General features: G+C 64.1%; 14 protein-coding genes. 13 read left to right on the top strand and 1 reads right to left on the bottom strand.

The window, feature by feature from the left end; genetic code table 11:
* Positions 1-5: 5 nt before the first annotated feature.
* The 5 genes from JYK05_RS16840 to JYK05_RS16820 all read left to right on the top strand — a co-directional run bounded on the left by JYK05_RS16840 (position 6) and on the right by JYK05_RS16820 (position 5,372).
* Positions 6-926, top strand: coding sequence for an ABC transporter permease subunit (locus JYK05_RS16840; RefSeq protein ID WP_206468349.1), 921 nt, complete (start codon positions 6-8; stop codon positions 924-926).
* A gap of 11 nt (positions 927-937) precedes the next feature.
* The gene (locus JYK05_RS16835) at positions 938-1,828 is read left to right on the top strand and encodes an ABC transporter permease (RefSeq protein ID WP_241269923.1); all 891 of its coding nucleotides are present in this window, start codon (positions 938-940) and stop codon (positions 1,826-1,828) included.
* 3 nt (positions 1,829-1,831) lie between these two features.
* Positions 1,832-2,830, top strand: coding sequence for an ABC transporter ATP-binding protein (locus JYK05_RS16830; RefSeq protein ID WP_206468348.1), 999 nt, complete (start codon positions 1,832-1,834; stop codon positions 2,828-2,830).
* Positions 2,823-3,812, top strand: coding sequence for a murein tripeptide/oligopeptide ABC transporter ATP binding protein OppF (gene oppF / locus JYK05_RS16825; protein ID WP_206468347.1), 990 nt, complete (start codon positions 2,823-2,825; stop codon positions 3,810-3,812). The genes JYK05_RS16830 and oppF overlap by 8 nt, the downstream gene beginning before the upstream one ends.
* Positions 3,813-3,974: 162 nt before the next feature.
* On the top strand, positions 3,975-5,372 hold the full coding sequence (locus tag JYK05_RS16820) for an OprD family outer membrane porin (protein ID WP_206468346.1): 1,398 nt from the start codon (positions 3,975-3,977) through the stop codon (positions 5,370-5,372).
* A 135-nt stretch (positions 5,373-5,507) separates the two neighbouring features.
* On the opposite strand, the gene hmpA is transcribed toward JYK05_RS16820, so the two are convergent.
* On the bottom strand, positions 5,508-6,692 hold the full coding sequence (hmpA, locus tag JYK05_RS16815; protein WP_206468345.1) for an NO-inducible flavohemoprotein: 1,185 nt from the start codon (positions 6,690-6,692) through the stop codon (positions 5,508-5,510).
* 119 nt (positions 6,693-6,811) lie between these two features.
* On the opposite strand from hmpA, the gene norR reads away from it, so the two are divergent.
* The 8 genes from norR (at position 6,812) to JYK05_RS16775 (ending at position 15,119) form a co-directional block, all read left to right on the top strand.
* A complete protein-coding gene (norR, locus tag JYK05_RS16810) occupies positions 6,812-8,401 on the top strand; it encodes a nitric oxide reductase transcriptional regulator NorR (protein WP_206468344.1) in 1,590 nt (529 codons plus the stop codon).
* 450 nt (positions 8,402-8,851) lie between these two features.
* Positions 8,852-9,463 carry a c-type cytochrome gene (locus tag JYK05_RS16805; protein WP_206469611.1) on the top strand — a complete coding sequence of 204 codons (612 nt, stop codon included), beginning with the start codon at positions 8,852-8,854 and terminating at the stop codon, positions 9,461-9,463.
* An 11-nt stretch (positions 9,464-9,474) separates the two neighbouring features.
* A complete protein-coding gene (locus tag JYK05_RS16800) occupies positions 9,475-10,743 on the top strand; it encodes a cytochrome c (RefSeq protein WP_206468343.1) in 1,269 nt (422 codons plus the stop codon).
* Between the two features lie 13 nt (positions 10,744-10,756).
* Positions 10,757-10,915, top strand: coding sequence for a hypothetical protein (locus tag JYK05_RS16795; protein WP_175941648.1), 159 nt, complete (start codon positions 10,757-10,759; stop codon positions 10,913-10,915).
* 38 nt (positions 10,916-10,953) lie between these two features.
* Positions 10,954-11,520 (top strand): cytochrome C oxidase subunit II, encoded by a 567-nt coding sequence (locus JYK05_RS16790; protein ID WP_175941646.1) that lies wholly within the window; start codon positions 10,954-10,956, stop codon positions 11,518-11,520.
* Positions 11,510-13,135 carry a b(o/a)3-type cytochrome-c oxidase subunit 1 gene (locus JYK05_RS16785; protein ID WP_206468342.1) on the top strand — a complete coding sequence of 542 codons (1,626 nt, stop codon included), beginning with the start codon at positions 11,510-11,512 and terminating at the stop codon, positions 13,133-13,135. The genes JYK05_RS16790 and JYK05_RS16785 overlap by 11 nt, the downstream gene beginning before the upstream one ends.
* Entirely contained in the window at positions 13,132-13,935 is an 804-nt protein-coding gene (locus JYK05_RS16780; RefSeq protein ID WP_206468341.1) for a cytochrome c, read from the top strand. Before JYK05_RS16785 ends, JYK05_RS16780 begins: the two co-directional genes overlap by 4 nt.
* A gap of 122 nt (positions 13,936-14,057) precedes the next feature.
* The gene (locus JYK05_RS16775; protein WP_206468340.1) at positions 14,058-15,119 is read left to right on the top strand and encodes an NAD(P)/FAD-dependent oxidoreductase; all 1,062 of its coding nucleotides are present in this window, start codon (positions 14,058-14,060) and stop codon (positions 15,117-15,119) included.
* Positions 15,120-15,127: the final 8 nt, after the last annotated feature.

Genomic DNA, 15,127 nt, shown 5'->3' with positions numbered 1-15,127 from the left:
CTCTCATGTGGTCATATGCTCTGCGTCGCGTGCTGCTCACGCTGCCGACGCTCCTGATCGTCGTGACGGTCTGCTATCTGCTGCTGCACGCCACGCCCGGCGGTCCGTTCGACGGCGAGCGCAAGGTCTCCGCCGAAGTGCTCGCGAACCTGCAGGCGAAGTATCACCTCGGCGAGCCGTTGTGGAAGCAGTATCTGCTTTACCTCGACGGCCTGCTGCACGGCGACCTCGGCGCGTCGTTCCGTTACGCCGACTGGAGCGTGAACGAACTCGTGCTGCGCGCGCTGCCGGTATCGCTCACCATCGGCGGCGTGTCGATGGCGCTGGCCATCGTCGTCGGCGTGCTGCTCGGCGCGGGCGCGGCGCTGCGGCGCAATAGCATCGCGGACTACGCGCTGATGCTCATCAGCAACGCGGGCAATGCGTTCCCGTCGTTCGTCATCGGGCCGGTGCTGATTCTCGTCTTCGCCATCGGCCTCAAGTGGCTGCCCGCGGGCGGCTGGAACGGGGCGGACGCGCGCTACATGGTCCTGCCGGTCGCGCTCCTCGTGATGATCAACGTCGCGACGGTCGGCCGCGTCACGCGCGCGAGCCTGATCGAAGTGATGAACACGCCGTACATTCGCACCGCCCGCGCGAAAGGCTTGCCGATGCGCGCCATCGTGCTGCGTCATGCGCTCAAGCCGACGCTGATCCCGGTCGTCTCCGTGATCGGGCCGCTCGCGATCTCGTCGATCACGGCGGCGGTCGTCACGGAGTCCGTGTTCTCGCTGCCCGGCATCGGCAAGCTGATCGTGAACGGCGCGGCCAATCGCGATTACACGCTCGTGCTCGGCCTCGTCGTGCTGGTCACGGTCGTGGCCGTGCTGCTCAACTTGCTGGTCGATCTCGCGTACGCGTGGCTCGATCCGAAGATCCGTTACTGAAAGGCCGCGCGATGAAATCTGCTTCTCTGGCGCCAATGCTCGAACAGGCGATTGCGTGCCGCAGTCCGTGGCAGGACGCCCGCGCGCGCTTTCTGCGCAACAAGGCGGCGGTCGTGAGTCTGGCGCTGCTCGCCTTCATCACGCTTGCGTGCATCGTCGGACCTTGGGTATTGCCGAACGCGTTCGATTCCGCCGACTGGAACGCGATGAGCGCGCCGCCCACGTTCGCTCGCTGGCATCTCTTCGGCACGGACGAAACCGGCCGCGATTTGCTCGTGCGCTGTCTCGTCGGCGGACGCGTCTCGCTGATGATCGGCGCGCTCGCCACGCTCACGTCCGTGACGCTCGGCATCGTGTGGGGCGCGATTGCGGGCTTCGTCGGCGGACGCGTCGACAACGCAATGATGCGCTTCGTCGACATGATGTACGCCATTCCGTACCTGCTCATCGCCATTCTGATGGTGACGCTGCTCGGCCGCGAGTTCTATCTCGTCGTGCTGACCATCACCGTCTTCTCGTGGATGGACATGGCGCGCGTGGTGCGCGGCCAGACGCTCGCCATCCGCTCGAAGGAATACGTGGAGGCGGCGCGTGCCATCGGCGTGCCGACGCGGCGCATTATCGCGCGGCATGTGGTGCCGAATCTGCTCGGCATCGTCGCGATCTATACGACCGTCACTGTGCCGGGCGTGATTCTCACGGAGTCGGTGCTGTCGTTCCTCGGTCTCGGCGTGCAGGAGCCGATGACCAGTTGGGGCGTGCTGATTCAGGACGGCGTCGGCGTGATGGAAGCGTCGCCGTGGATTCTGCTGTTTCCGGCCGGGCTGCTGTCGGTGACGCTCTATTGCATCAATTTTGTCGGCGACGGGCTGCGCGATGCGCTCGATCCGAAGGACAGGTGAGCCATGCCGCTAGTCGAAATCAACGATCTGCGCGTCGAGTTCGCGACACACGACGCCACCGTTCGCGCGGTCAACGGCGTGAGCTTCACGCTGGAAGAGGGCGAAACGCTCGGCATCGTCGGCGAATCGGGCTCAGGCAAAAGCCAGACGGTGCTCGCCATGCTCGGGCTGCTGGCGTCGAACGGGCGCGCAAGCGGCCACGCGATGTATCGCGGCGAGAACCTGCTCGGCATGTCCGCGAAGGCGCTGAACCGGATTCGCGGCAACCGCCTCTCGATGATCTTTCAGGACCCGATGAGCTCGCTCAATCCGTACCTGACCATCGAGCGGCAAATGACCGAAGTGCTGGAACTGCACAAGAACATGACGCGCCGCGAGGCGAAGAAGCGGGCCATCGCCATGCTGGAAGCCGTGCGCATTCCCGAGGCGGCGCATCGCATCGGACAGTATCCGCACGAGTTGTCGGGCGGCATGCGGCAGCGCGTGATGATCGCGATGGCGCTGCTCTGCGAGCCCGAAGTGCTGTTCGCCGACGAGCCGACCACCGCGCTCGACGTCACCGTGCAGGCGCAGGTGCTGCAACTGCTGCGGGACTTGCAGCGCGATTTCGGCACGTCCATCGTGTTGATCACGCATGATCTCGGCGTCGTCGCCGGTTTGTGCGAAAAGGTCATGGTGATGTACGGCGGCCGCGTGATGGAGCAATGCGACGCCGCCACGCTGTTCGCGAAACCTTCGCATCCGTACACCATCGGCTTGCTGCGCGCGTTGCCGCGCCTCGACCAGCAAGGCGGCGAGCTCACCGGCATTCCCGGCAATCCGCCGAACATGGCGCATCCGCCGGCGGGCTGCCCGTTCCACGAACGTTGCGCGGATGCCGCCGCAGAATGCGCCGAGCGCGCGCCCGCGCTTGCGGCGGTCGACGGCGCGCACTGGCTGCGCGCGTGCCATCGGCCCGTGGATGCGCTGGCGACGCGTTATCGGGAGGCGAGCCATGTCTGACGCGGCATCGACCATTCTTTCCGTGCGCGACATGCGCGTGCATTTCCAGGTGAAGGCGAAGAGCCGCCTGCCGTGGGCGCCCGCGCGCACGCTGAAGGCCGTCGACGGCGTGAGCTTCGATCTTCGCGCGGGCGAGACGCTCGGCGTGGTGGGCGAATCTGGCTGCGGGAAGTCGACGCTTTCGCGCGCCATTCTGAACCTGATCCCGGCGACGAGCGGCGACATCGTGTGGATGGGCACGAATCTCACGCGGGCCTCGCCGCGCGAATGGCATGCGGCGCGCGCCGACGTGCAGATGATCTTTCAGGACCCGCTCGCATCGCTCGATCCGCGCATGACGGTCGGGCAGATCATCGCGGAGCCGTTGACCGAGCATCGGCCGGGTATCGGCAAAGAGGAAAGTCAGGCACGCGTGCGCGCGATGATGGCGAAAGTCGGCCTGCGCGAGCAGATGATCAACCGCTATCCGCACGAGTTTTCGGGCGGTCAGTGCCAGCGTATCGGCATCGCGCGTGCGCTGATCGTGGAGCCGAAGCTCGTGATCTGCGACGAACCCGTTTCCGCGCTCGACGTCTCCATTCAGGCGCAGATCGTCAATCTGCTGAAGTCGTTGCAGTCGGAGATGGGGCTGTCGCTCATCTTCATCGCGCATGATCTCGCGGTGGTGCGCCATATCTCGGACCGCGTGATGGTGATGTATCTCGGCCGCGTGATGGAGCTCGCCGACAAGCAGGCGCTTTACGAAACGCCGCGGCATCCGTACACGCGCGCGCTGCTTTCGGCGGTGCCGGTGCCTGATCCGGCTGTCGAGCGCGGCAAGACCGTGCAGATCTTGTCCGGTGATATCCCGAGCCCTATCAGTCCGCCTTCCGGCTGCGTGTTCCATACGCGTTGCCCGATGGCAGAAGCGCGATGCGCGTTGGAAATGCCCGAATTGCGCGTGCTCGATAACGGCGCGTCGGCCGCGTGCTTTTTCGCCTGATGCGCAAGTTTCCATAGCTCACGACATGCACGCGTAGTAGCCCTAAGCACGCGTCGCTCGTCCCGACTGCTTCGGTCGCCGGGCGCGGCTCGTTGCAGCCGTCGATTTTGAGAGTTGGTTTGTGCAGTCCGCAGGTTGAGTCAGTCGTTGGAGATACTTTTCGTGAAAAAAGAAAAACTTTCAGTCGCACTTTCGATTTTGCTGTTTAGCGGCGTGATGGCCGCGACCGTGGCCGCATATGGCCAGGAAGCCGATACCGAGCCGCTTTCTCGCCATACCGAAACCGTCCCGAGTTCGCCGCCTAATACCGAAGCCGACGCGCCCGTGAGCAATCAGGCGAAGTCGAAGGGCTTCATTGAAGACTCGCATTTGAATTTGCTCGGCCGCTCTTTCTCGGAACATTTCGAACCGAAGGGCGCAAAGGACAAAGACGCGTGGGTGCTCGGCGCACAGGCCGTGTTCGAATCCGGCTTCACGCGCGGGCTCATCGGGCTCGGCGGCGACGTGTCGATGTTCGGCGCGTTCAAGCTGAACGGCGGCAACGGCGCGGGCACCCGCGTACACGTGGGCACGGACGGCGGCGGCGCGAACCAGCTTGCGTGGGCGTATCCGGGCGTGTGGGACGTGAAGGCGCGCGTGTCGAACACGGTGCTCAAATACGGCCAGCAACTCTTCGACAACCCGTTCCTCGTGCCGCACGACAATCGCGCGCTGCCCCCGACGTATCGCGGCTTCTCGCTCGCCAGCGACGAGTTCAAGAACCTGACGCTGAAAGCCGGCACGGTGGATGGCGTGATCTCGCGCGGCATGACGACCGTAACCGGGCTTTCAACCGAATACGGCGGCAAGCACGTCTCACAATTCACGTACTTCGGCGGCGACTGGACGCGCGGCGACGATACGGCGGTCACGCTGTACGGCAGCATCGCGAATAACGTCTGGCAGCAGTACTATCTTTCGGCGACTCAAAGCATCGGCGACGCGAAATCCGTCCGCTGGACCGGCGCGCTCAACTATTACTACACGGGCGCAATCGGCGACAAGCGTCAGGGGCCGATCAATAACAACGCGTATAGCCTCGCGCTCGCCGGCACGCATGGCGCGCATACGCTGCAGTTCGCCTTCCAGCAGATTCTCGGCGATCAGATGTTCGACTACATGCACGAGTCGGGCGGCGATTATCTTTCGAACTCGCTGGATGTCGACTACAACCAGCCGCACGAAAAGTCAGTCAGTCTTTCTTATTCGCTGAATCTTAAGGACTACGGCATGCCCGGGTTCAAGGTGACGACGTGGGTCGCATATGGGTGGGGCGCAGACGGCAGTGCCATGGCCAATAGCGGCACGGTCAACGCGAGCAGCTATATCGTGAACGGGGAACCCGTGCACGGCACGCATCACGAATTCGGCATTATTCCGAGTTACACCGTGCCGGAGGGCAAGTTCAAGAACACGTCGGTCAAGTTCTATTACATGCATCACCAAGGCAGTAAGTATTATTCCGACGGGACGAGCGACATATATCGGCTGATGGTGAATGTGCCGTTTAATGTGTTCTAACTGAGCCATCCGTCGCAAGCGTTTACCCTACAAAGAGCGCTCTTTGCATTACGATACGCTTTCATCTATAAAGAGAGTGCGTGCAGCGGATTGCCATGTCCAGCGCGCGTCCGTCTTCTCGACGCAAATGAACGCTCAATCAAGCGCAGCAGCCGGCCCGAAGAACTCATAGCGGCTCTGCGCTTCCGGCACGCCGAGCGCCTTGAGATGCTTCTTCACCGCCTTCATGAACGACATCGGCCCGAGGAAGTAAGCATCGACGTCGCGGTTCGCAGGCAGCCACTGGTCGAGCAGCGTTTCGTTCACGAAGCCGACGCCGTGCGGCTCGCTGTCGCCGTCGCGCCGATTCTCATAGCAATAGAAGCGTTTGAGTTGCGGATAACGCGCGGCCAGTTCGTCGATCGTCTCGCGGAACGCGTGCGCGCCGCCGTGCCGCGCCGCGTGGATGAAATGGATCGGGCGCTTCGTCGTGGCGAGCGCGGCGTCGAGCATCGCGAGCGTCGGCGTGATGCCCACGCCGCCGCTGATCAGAACGAGCGGCTTGTCGCCGTGTTCGAGCCTGAAGTCACCGGCGGGCGGATACAGGTCGATCGTGTCGCGTTCGTGAATGCGGTCGTGCAGGAAGCTCGACACCTTGCCTTCCTTCTCGCGCTTGACGCTGATGCGATATTCGCGGCCGTTGGGCGCCGCCGACAGCGAGTAGTTGCGACGCAGTTCCTCGCCGTCGACGAACACACGCAGCCCGATGTACTGTCCCGGATGAAAATCGAGGAGACTGCCGCCGTCCTCGGGCACGAGATAGAACGACGTGATCTCGTCACTTTCAGCGACCTTGCGCGCGACGACGAAGCGCCGCGTGCCGCGCCATCCGCCCGGCGCGTGTTCGCGCTCGCTGTAGATCCCTTCCTCCAGGCCGATGAGCAGATCCGCTAGCTGGCCATAAGCAGCGGCCCACGCCTCGATGACGGCGTCGGTGGCGATGTCTGCGCCGAGCACTTCGCGGATCGAGCGGAGCAGGCAACTTCCGACGATCGGATAATGCTCCGGCTGAATATTGAGCGCGACGTGCTTGTTGATGATCTGCCCGACGAGCCCGCCGAGCTTGTCGAGCTCGTCGATATGCCGCGCGTACATCAACACGCCGTTGGCGAGCGCGCGTTGCTGGGCGCCGCTTGCCTGATGCGCTTGATTAAACATCGGGCGCACTTCGGGGTGTTCGTTCAGCATGGTGGCGTAGAAGTGGCGCGTGAGCGCTTCGCCGCCGCTTTCCAGAAGCGGCACGGTGGCTTTGATGATGGAACGGTGTTCTGCTGACAGCATGGTGTAGTCCTAGTGACAAGGGCGGAGCCGGAAAGCCCCGCGAGCGATTTGTGCCGTCACCTCATACAGCTTCTATGCCAGTGTAGAATCCTCGTAGATTCAACGACTTGTGGGGAAGCATGGTCACTTCGACCCTAGTCCAAAAGACTGCCGACGTAGTCGCGATGACTTCGCGCGTCGTCTTAGACGCCCTTGTGCCGCTGATCGAAGACCTATCGCACGACATTCCAGATACCGAGCGCTATCGCCGATTGCTGAGCACGCTACGCGCGCTTTTCCCGAGCGACGCCGCTGCGCTGTTGCGGCTAGACGGCGAAACGCTGGTGCCGCTCGCCATCGACGGCCTATCGAGCGATACGCTCGGCAGGCGCTTCCTCGTGCGAGACCATCCGCGGTTTGCGCGCATCCTTGCGCGCCCCGAGCCGACGCGTTTTCCCGCGCATTCCAGTCTCCCCGATCCCTACGACGGCCTCGTCAAGCACGCCGGCGCGCATCTCGAAGTACACGATTGCCTCGGCAGCCCGCTGTTCATCGGCGGACGTCCGTGGGGCGTGCTGACGCTCGATGCGCTCGATCCCGCGCGTTTCGACGGCATCGACATGGCTTCGCTCCAGGCATTTCTGAGTCTCACGGCGGCGACCGTGAGCGTCGCTGAACGCATCGACCGGCTGGCGCGCACGAGCGAGGCGGAGCGCCAGCGGGCCGAGGTGTATCGGCAGGCGAGTGGCCCGCGCCGCCGCGAGATGATCGGCAGCAGCGCGCCGCAGAAGCATTTGCTGGAAGAGATCGGAATCGTGGCGTCGAGCGATCTGACCGTGCTGATTACCGGCGAAACGGGCGTCGGCAAGGAACTGGTCGCCTCCGAGATTCACGCGCGTTCGCCCCGGGCGGACAAGCCGCTCGTGAGCCTCAACTGCGCGGCGCTGCCGGACACGCTCGTCGAAAGCGAACTCTTCGGACATGTGCGCGGCGCGTTCTCGGGCGCATCGTCGGACCGGCGCGGCAAGTTCGAACTCGCGGACGGCGGCACGCTCTTCCTCGATGAAGTCGGCGAACTGCCGCTTGCCGTGCAGGCCAAGCTGCTGCGCGTGTTGCAGAACGGCCAGTTGCAGCGCATCGGCTCGGACAGCGAGCATCGCGTGGATGTGAGGCTGATTGCGGCAACCAACCGCGACTTGGCCGAAGAAGTGCGCGGCGGACGTTTCCGCGCGGACCTGTATCACCGCCTGTCGGTGTATCCGCTCGTCGTGCCGCCGCTGCGCGAGCGTGGTCGCGACATCTTGCTGCTCGCAGGCTACTTTCTGGAGGAGAACCGGTCGCGGCTCGGCCTGTCGGGCCTGCGGCTCTCCGCCGATGCGCAGGCCGCGCTGCTTGCCTATCGTTGGCCGGGCAACGTGCGCGAACTGGAGCACCTCATCGGGCGAAGCGCGTTGAAGGCGCTCGCGGGGCATCGCGAACGGCCGCGCATTCTGACGCTCACCGCCGCCGACTTCGGCATCGGCGATACGGCGAGCGTCGCGCCGCCCGCATCGCCGGCGTCAAATGCGCCCGCTGCTGTCGGCTTGCGCGAAGCGGTCACGGCATACGAGCGCACGCTGGTTCTCGATGCGCTCGCGCGCAATCAGCAGAACTGGGCATCGACGGCGCGCGAGTTGGGCATCGACCGGGCGAACCTTAACCGGCTCGCGCGACGGCTCGGGCTCAAATGAAGAGTGCGAATCTCAAAAAAAATCGCCATCTCCGCAGAGCCAATCCATAAGCACCACAGAGACCGTCAACCGCTTGGTTGGGCATCTCGAAATAATGCGCGCGTTTGATCAAACGCAAAGTTTTGCGTTGTCTTGTCACGCGCAGCGATCGCATGTATTGAGACAATCTGAGGACTGGAGGAAACGAAGCGCGTCTCCTACCATCTGAAGAGCCAAGCACAGCCCGCCACCGGCAAGACCTTTAGCTTTAAGTACAGCGTCGCCGCCCATCGCATGCAACCCGTTGCATGCGATGGGCCGCGCGTCCAAACGAAAACGGCAACCTGAAACGGGGGATACGTGGGAAACGTGGCTCAGCGCAGCGCCTTGTTGCTAATTTCGGCGCTCTGCACGTTTTGCGGCTTCGATGCGTACGCCGCGGACGCGCCTCTCGAACGCGCGCCCGACACCATGCAGGCGCGCGTCATGGGTTGCGCCGCGTGCCACGGCGCGCACGGCGAGGGCACGGATAACGACTACTTTCCGCGCCTCTCCGGCAAGCCCGCCGGTTATCTGTACAACCAACTGCTCGCGTTTCGCGACGGCCGGCGCAAGTACCCGCCGATGAACTACCTGCTTGCGTACTTGCCCGACGCGTATCTGAAACAGATCGCCGATTATTTCGCCGCCGAGCGCCCGCCGTTCCCGCCGCCGTCCGCCGTCACCGTCGATCCGAAGACGCTCGATCTCGGCAGGACGCTCGTCATGAAGGGCGATGCGTCGGGCAAGGTGCCGGCGTGCGTCAGTTGCCACGGGGCGTCGATGACCGGCATGGAGCCGGCGATCCCCGGGCTGCTCGGCCTGCATGCCGACTACATCAGCGCGCAACTCGGCGCCTGGCGTTACGGCACGCGTTCGACCGTCGCGCCGGACTGCATGCGGCAGATCGCCCAGCTTCTGAGCGAGCGGGACATCACCGCGATCTCCGCCTATCTGGCTTCGCTGCCCGCGCCGGCCAATCCGACGCCCGTCGCCGCCGGCTCGCTGAAGATGCCGCTCGCGTGCGGCAGCGTCCAACACTAGAGAGGGCCGACGTGCTTCGTTTCAGACAACTTCGGGCGCTTGCCGTAGCGGTCTTCTTCGCGGCGTGCGCCGTGCCGGCCGGCAACGCGATGGCGCAGGCGAAGCCCGCCGATGCCGACACGGTCAAGCGCGGCGAGTATCTGGCGCGCGCGGGCGATTGCATCGCGTGTCACACGCTGCCGGCGGGCAAGACCTTCGGCGGCGGCCGTCCGATGGACACGCCGTTCGGCACGCTCTACACGCCGAATATCTCGTCGGACAAGGAGACGGGCCTGGGCTCATGGACCGCCGACGAGTTCTACAACATGATGCACACGGGCCGCTCGCGCGACGGCTCGCTGCTCTATCCGGCCATGCCTTTCGCGTCGTACACAAAGGTCACGCGCGCCGATTCGGATGCCATCTACGCATTTCTGATGTCCACGCCGCCCGTGCATCAGCCGAACCGTCAGCATGAGTTGCGTTTCCCGTTCAACCGGCGCGAACTGCTGATCGGCTGGCGGTCGCTGTTCTTCAGGCAGGGCGAGTATCAGCCCGATCCGAAGCAGTCCGTCGAATGGAATCGTGGCGCGTATCTGGTCGAAGGTCTCGGCCATTGCTCGATGTGCCATACCGCGATCAACGCGCTCGGCGGCAACGTCAGCTCGAAGGCGTTCGAAGGCGGCCTCATTCCGATTCAGAATTGGTACGCGCCGTCGCTCACGTCGAACAAGGAAGCGGGTCTCGGCAACTGGGGCATGGACGACATCGTCGGCTTGCTGCATGCAGGCGTCTCCGACCGCGGCGCGGTGTACGGGCCGATGGCCGAAGTGGTCTACGACAGCTTGCAGTATCTGAGCGAAGACGACGTTCGCGCGATGGCCGTCTATCTCAAGGCGCTGCCCGCGCGCACCGGCGACAAGTCGGAGCCGCCGACGCAGGCCGTGGTCGAGCAACGCACGAGTCTTTCGCCGCTCGGCAAGAAGATCTACGACGCGCAATGCGCCGTCTGTCACGCCGCGCAAGGCCAGGGCAAGCCGCCGCATTTTCCGCCGCTCGCGAACAACCAGTCGATCGTGATGAGTTCCGCGGTCAACCCGATTCGCATGGTGCTCAACGGCGGCTACCCGCCCGGTACGTTCAAGAATCCGAAGCCCTATGGCATGCCGCCGTTCGCGCAATCGCTGTCGGACGTAGAGGTCGCGGCCGTGGTCACGTATATCCGCACGACGTGGGGCAATAACGGCACGCCGGTCTCCGTGAAGGAAGTCAACGAACTGCGCTCGGCGCCTCTTTACTAGTCTCGACACGACCATGAACGACGATCCGAACGAAGACGCAAGACTCGACGAAATCGTGCGCAGCGGGCCGGGCGGTGCGCTCGCGCTCGCGGGCATCGCGACGGCCATTGTCATCGGCATCTGGTTTGTCTTTTACTTCGCCGTGTTTCTGCCTCGCGGCGTGATTCAGTGACGCATTGACCCACTCATTGATCGATACAGCAGCGATATATGGCCATTCATCCAGGTTCACATGAAGTCGCGGAGCGCGTCGAGAAACGCTGGGCGATGCTCGTGCTCGCCATCGTCGCCGTGCTGGTCGCGATGGTGGTCTACACCGGCCTGCATTGGGCGATGATGCCGCCTTCGCGCGTCGAGACCGTGCGGCCCGAAACGCTGCACGTGTCCGGCGAATTCGTCGAAAGCAATCTCGGCACGGCGCCCGAGGCCGACGGCTCGGTGACGGTGCGCGTCGTCGCGCAACAGTACTCGTTCACGCCGCAATGCCTGCTCGTGCCGGCAGGCGTGCCTGTCACGTTCCGCGCGACGAGTTCGGACGTCGTGCATGGCTTTTTGATCACGAAGACCAATATCAACTCGATGCTGGAACCGGGCTATGTCTCGACCTTCAAGACCACGTTCGACGAACCCGGCGACCATCTGATGCCGTGCCACGAGTTCTGCGGCGTCGGGCATCACGGCATGTGGGCGCATGTGAAGGTGATCGATCGCGCCGAATTCATGCAGATGGCCGACAAGTTGCCGGCCCATTCGCGGAGACTGTCCTGTGTTAAATAGCAAGCGCCTTATCCTCGCGCACTTTTGGCTCGCGTTCGCGGCCTTCGGCGTCGCGCTGTTGCTCGGCGCCTGGCAGATGTTCGCGCGCAGTCCGCTCTTCATCGGACTGCAAAATCCCGAGATCTATTACCGGTCCGTGACGGCGCACGGCTCCGCGATGGGCTACGTGTTCCCGACGCTCATCGCGATGGGCTTCGGCTACGCGGTGAGCGAGCTCGCGCTCAAGCGCGCGCTCGTCGGCGTGCGCTGGGCGTGGCTCGGCTTCTGGTTGGTCGCGGTCGGCTCCGTCATGGCGATGATTCCGGTCGCGATGGGTCTGGCCTCCGTGCTCTACACCTTCTATCCGCCGATGATCGGCAACGCGTTCTACTATCTCGGCGTGGTGCTGGTGGTGGTCGGATCGTGGATCTGGGTCGCGCTGATGTCGGTGAATCTGCACGCATGGAAGCGCGACAACCCCGGCAAGACCGTGCCGCTGCCGATGTTCGCGACCGTCGCGGGCGCGTATCTGTGGGGCTGGACGGCAGTCGGCGCGGCCATCGAAGTGCTGTTCATGATCCTGCCGGTGGCGATCGGCTGGAAGAGCACCATCGACGCAGGTCTCGCCCGCGTCTTCTTCTCGTGGACGCTGCACGCCATCGTCTACTTCTGGCTGATGCCCGCGTACATCGCGTATTACACGATCATCCCGCGCGCCATCGGCGGGCGTCTGTATAGCGACGCGATGGCACGTATCTCGTTCATCCTGTTCCTCGTGGTGTCGATGCCGATCGGCATTCACCATTTGTTCGCCGATCCGCAAGTGGGCTCGGGCTTCAAGTTCATGCATTCGGTGTTCACGGCGCTCGTCGCCGTGCCGACGCTTCTGACCGTGTTCACCATCTGCGCGTCGGTGGAGATCGCGGCGCGGCTGCGCGGCGGCCGCGGCGCGCTCGGCTGGATTCGCGCGCTGCCGTGGGACAACCCGATGATGCTCGCCGTCGCGTTTTCGTTCGTGATGCTCGGCTTCGGCGGGGCGGGCGGCATCATCAACATGAGCTATCAGCTCGATTCGACCGTCCATAACACGCAATGGGTCACGGGCCATTTCCATCTGATTTTCGCGGGCGCGATCGTCATCATGTACTTCGCGATCGCTTACGACCTGTGGCCGCATCTCACCGGCCGCGCGCTGCGTGACGTGAAGCTCATGCGCTGGCAGTTGTGGCTGTGGTTCATCGGCATGATCGTGCTGACGTTCCCGTGGCATTACGTCGGCGTGCTCGGCATGCCGCGACGCATGGCGTTCTACGATTACAGCGATCCGCAAATCGCGGCGCAGGCGGCCTCTGTCGTGACATCGACCATCGGCGGGTTCATTCTGGTCATGTCCGCCATTCTGTTCTTTGTCGTGCTGATACGTGCGCACCGCGCGCCGCGCGTGAGCGTCGAAGAGTTCCGCTTCAGTCGCGCGATCCATGAGCCGCGCACCATCCCCGTCGCGCTGAACAGCTTCGGGCTGTGGATCGCGCTGATGATCGGCCTCACGCTCGTCAACTACGGCTATCCGATCGCGCAGCTCGTGGCGCGCTCCGATACGTCGGTGCCGGCCGTTCCCATCGGAGCGCAGCGATGAGTGACGAACGCCTCTTCACCTTGCGCAACCGCTGGTTCGCGACGAGCGTATTCGCCACGGTCGGCGTCGCGGCGGTATCGGCGCTGATCGGCTTCGTGTGGCTGCCGTCCGCGCAGCGCGATGCCTCGTTCACCGGCGTATGGAACGCCATCTGCAGCGCGGCGGGCGTGCCGCGCGTGTGGCACAGCGGTGACACGACCGTCCAGCCGACAAGCAGGCTGTCCGCCGTCGAAGTCACGCCGCAAATGCTCGCGCACGCGAGCGCAAACTCCATCGGGCGCGGCGCGACGCTCGCCCTGCGATGCACGATGTGTCACGGCGAACGCGGCATGAGCCAGGCGAATTCGCCGAATCTCGCGGGGCAGTATGCGTCGGTCATCTACAAGCAGTTGATGGATTTTCAGACGGGCGCGCGCAACAATGCCGTGATGTCGCCGATGGCCGCCAACCTGAGCGATCAGGACATGCGCGATCTCGCCGCCTACTATGCGAGCCTGCCGAGGCCGCCCGCGCAGCGCAAGGTCAGCGATTCGCTCGCGCCGGGCATCGTCTCCCACGGCGCGCCGATGCGCAATGTCGCGCCGTGCGCGGCGTGTCACGGCGGTATCGACAACAAGGCGGGCAGTCCGTGGATCGACGGCTTGCCGGCGGCGTACACGAAGGCGCAACTGATCGCGTTCGCGAAAGGCACGCGCACGAACGACATCAACGGAGTCATGCGCAACGTCGCGCGCAACATGACGCCGGAAGAGATCGATGCCGCGTCCGCGTACTACGCGCGCGAGTTGAACAAGCAGTAGGCCGCAGCGCGGAATCGCCGCCCTGGGCGCAGGGGCTTCGTTGCCGCGCCCGGATGCTTTCTGTATCGTGGACCGTTGAATGCTGGCAACGCAGGACAGCCGGCACAACGGAAGACGACTACATGAACGCATCGAGCAGCACCATTCAGACGGATGTATTGATCATCGGCGCCGGTCCCGTGGGCCTGTTCGCCGCGTTCGAGGCGGGCGTCCTCGGGCTCTCGTGTCATATCGTGGATGCGCTCGGGCGCATCGGCGGCCAATGTATCGAGCTGTATCCCGACAAGCCGATCTACGACATTCCCGCCATTCCCTCGTGCACCGCGCGGGAACTGGTCGACCGGCTCCTCACGCAGATCCGTCCGTTCGACGTGCCGATTCATCTCGACCAGCGCGTGCAGGCCGTCGAGCAGCGTGACGATCAACGCTGGACGGTGCGCACCGAACAAGGCATGACTTTCGATGTCGCCGCCATCTTGATCGCGGCGGGCAACGGCGCGTTCGTGCCGCAGCGTTTGCAATTGCCGGAAGCGGCGGCGCTCGAAGGACGCGACGTGCTCTATAGCGTCGCGCGTATCGCGGATTTTCAGGACCGAGAGGTCGTGATCGCGGGCGGCGGCGATTCGGCGCTGGATTGGGCGAACGCGCTCGCGGGCGTCGCCCGCAAATTGACGCTCGTGCATCGGCGCAACGGCTTCTCGGCGGCGGCGGCCTCCGTCGCGGCGATGAAGGCGAAGGTCGAGGCGGGCGAGATGAGCTTCGTCGTCGGCACGATCGATTCGCTCGATGCGCCCAATGGCGCGCTGCGCGGCGTGCGCATCAAGCATGTGGAAGGCACGACGGATATCGCGGCGGACAAGCTCATCGTGCTGTATGGACTCGTTGCGGATCTCGGGCCGATCGCCGGCTGGAATCTCGACGTGCGCGGCGGGCGCATCGAAGTCGATACGTCGAACTACGAATCGTCGCGGCCGGGCATTTTCGCGGTCGGCGATATCGCGAACTATCCGAACAAGCAGAAGCTCATTCTCTCTGGCTTCCACGAAGCGTCGCTCGCTTTACGAAAGGCATATTCATACGCGTATCCGGACAAGAAGCGCACGCACATCCATTCGAGCTACGACGCGAAGCTCGCCGAGCGCGTGCAGGCCAGTGCAACGGACGCCTCGCATCCCGCGGGCTGACGGCAAGC

Source organism: Caballeronia sp. M1242 (genome assembly GCF_017220215.1).
Taxonomy (GTDB): domain Bacteria; phylum Pseudomonadota; class Gammaproteobacteria; order Burkholderiales; family Burkholderiaceae; genus Caballeronia.
Note: the sequence above shows the minus strand (reverse complement) of the source record. Positions and strands in the feature narration are given on the sequence as shown.

Excerpts from the sequence above, each read along its gene's own strand:
- JYK05_RS16840 (WP_206468349.1), top strand. The coding sequence starts at position 6 with ATGTGGTCATATGCTCTGCGTCGCGTGCTGCTCACGCTGCCGACGCTC.
- JYK05_RS16835 (WP_241269923.1), top strand. The coding sequence starts at position 938 with ATGAAATCTGCTTCTCTGGCGCCAATGCTCGAACAGGCGATTGCGTGC.
- JYK05_RS16830 (WP_206468348.1), top strand. The coding sequence starts at position 1,832 with ATGCCGCTAGTCGAAATCAACGATCTGCGCGTCGAGTTCGCGACACAC.
- oppF (WP_206468347.1), top strand. The coding sequence starts at position 2,823 with ATGTCTGACGCGGCATCGACCATTCTTTCCGTGCGCGACATGCGCGTG.
- hmpA (WP_206468345.1), bottom strand. The coding sequence starts at position 6,692 with ATGCTGTCAGCAGAACACCGTTCCATCATCAAAGCCACCGTGCCGCTT.
- norR (WP_206468344.1), top strand. The coding sequence starts at position 6,812 with ATGGTCACTTCGACCCTAGTCCAAAAGACTGCCGACGTAGTCGCGATG.
- JYK05_RS16805 (WP_206469611.1), top strand. The coding sequence starts at position 8,852 with ATGCAGGCGCGCGTCATGGGTTGCGCCGCGTGCCACGGCGCGCACGGC.
- JYK05_RS16795 (WP_175941648.1), top strand. The coding sequence starts at position 10,757 with ATGAACGACGATCCGAACGAAGACGCAAGACTCGACGAAATCGTGCGC.
- JYK05_RS16790 (WP_175941646.1), top strand. The coding sequence starts at position 10,954 with ATGGCCATTCATCCAGGTTCACATGAAGTCGCGGAGCGCGTCGAGAAA.
- JYK05_RS16780 (WP_206468341.1), top strand. The coding sequence starts at position 13,132 with ATGAGTGACGAACGCCTCTTCACCTTGCGCAACCGCTGGTTCGCGACG.
- JYK05_RS16775 (WP_206468340.1), top strand. The coding sequence starts at position 14,058 with ATGAACGCATCGAGCAGCACCATTCAGACGGATGTATTGATCATCGGC.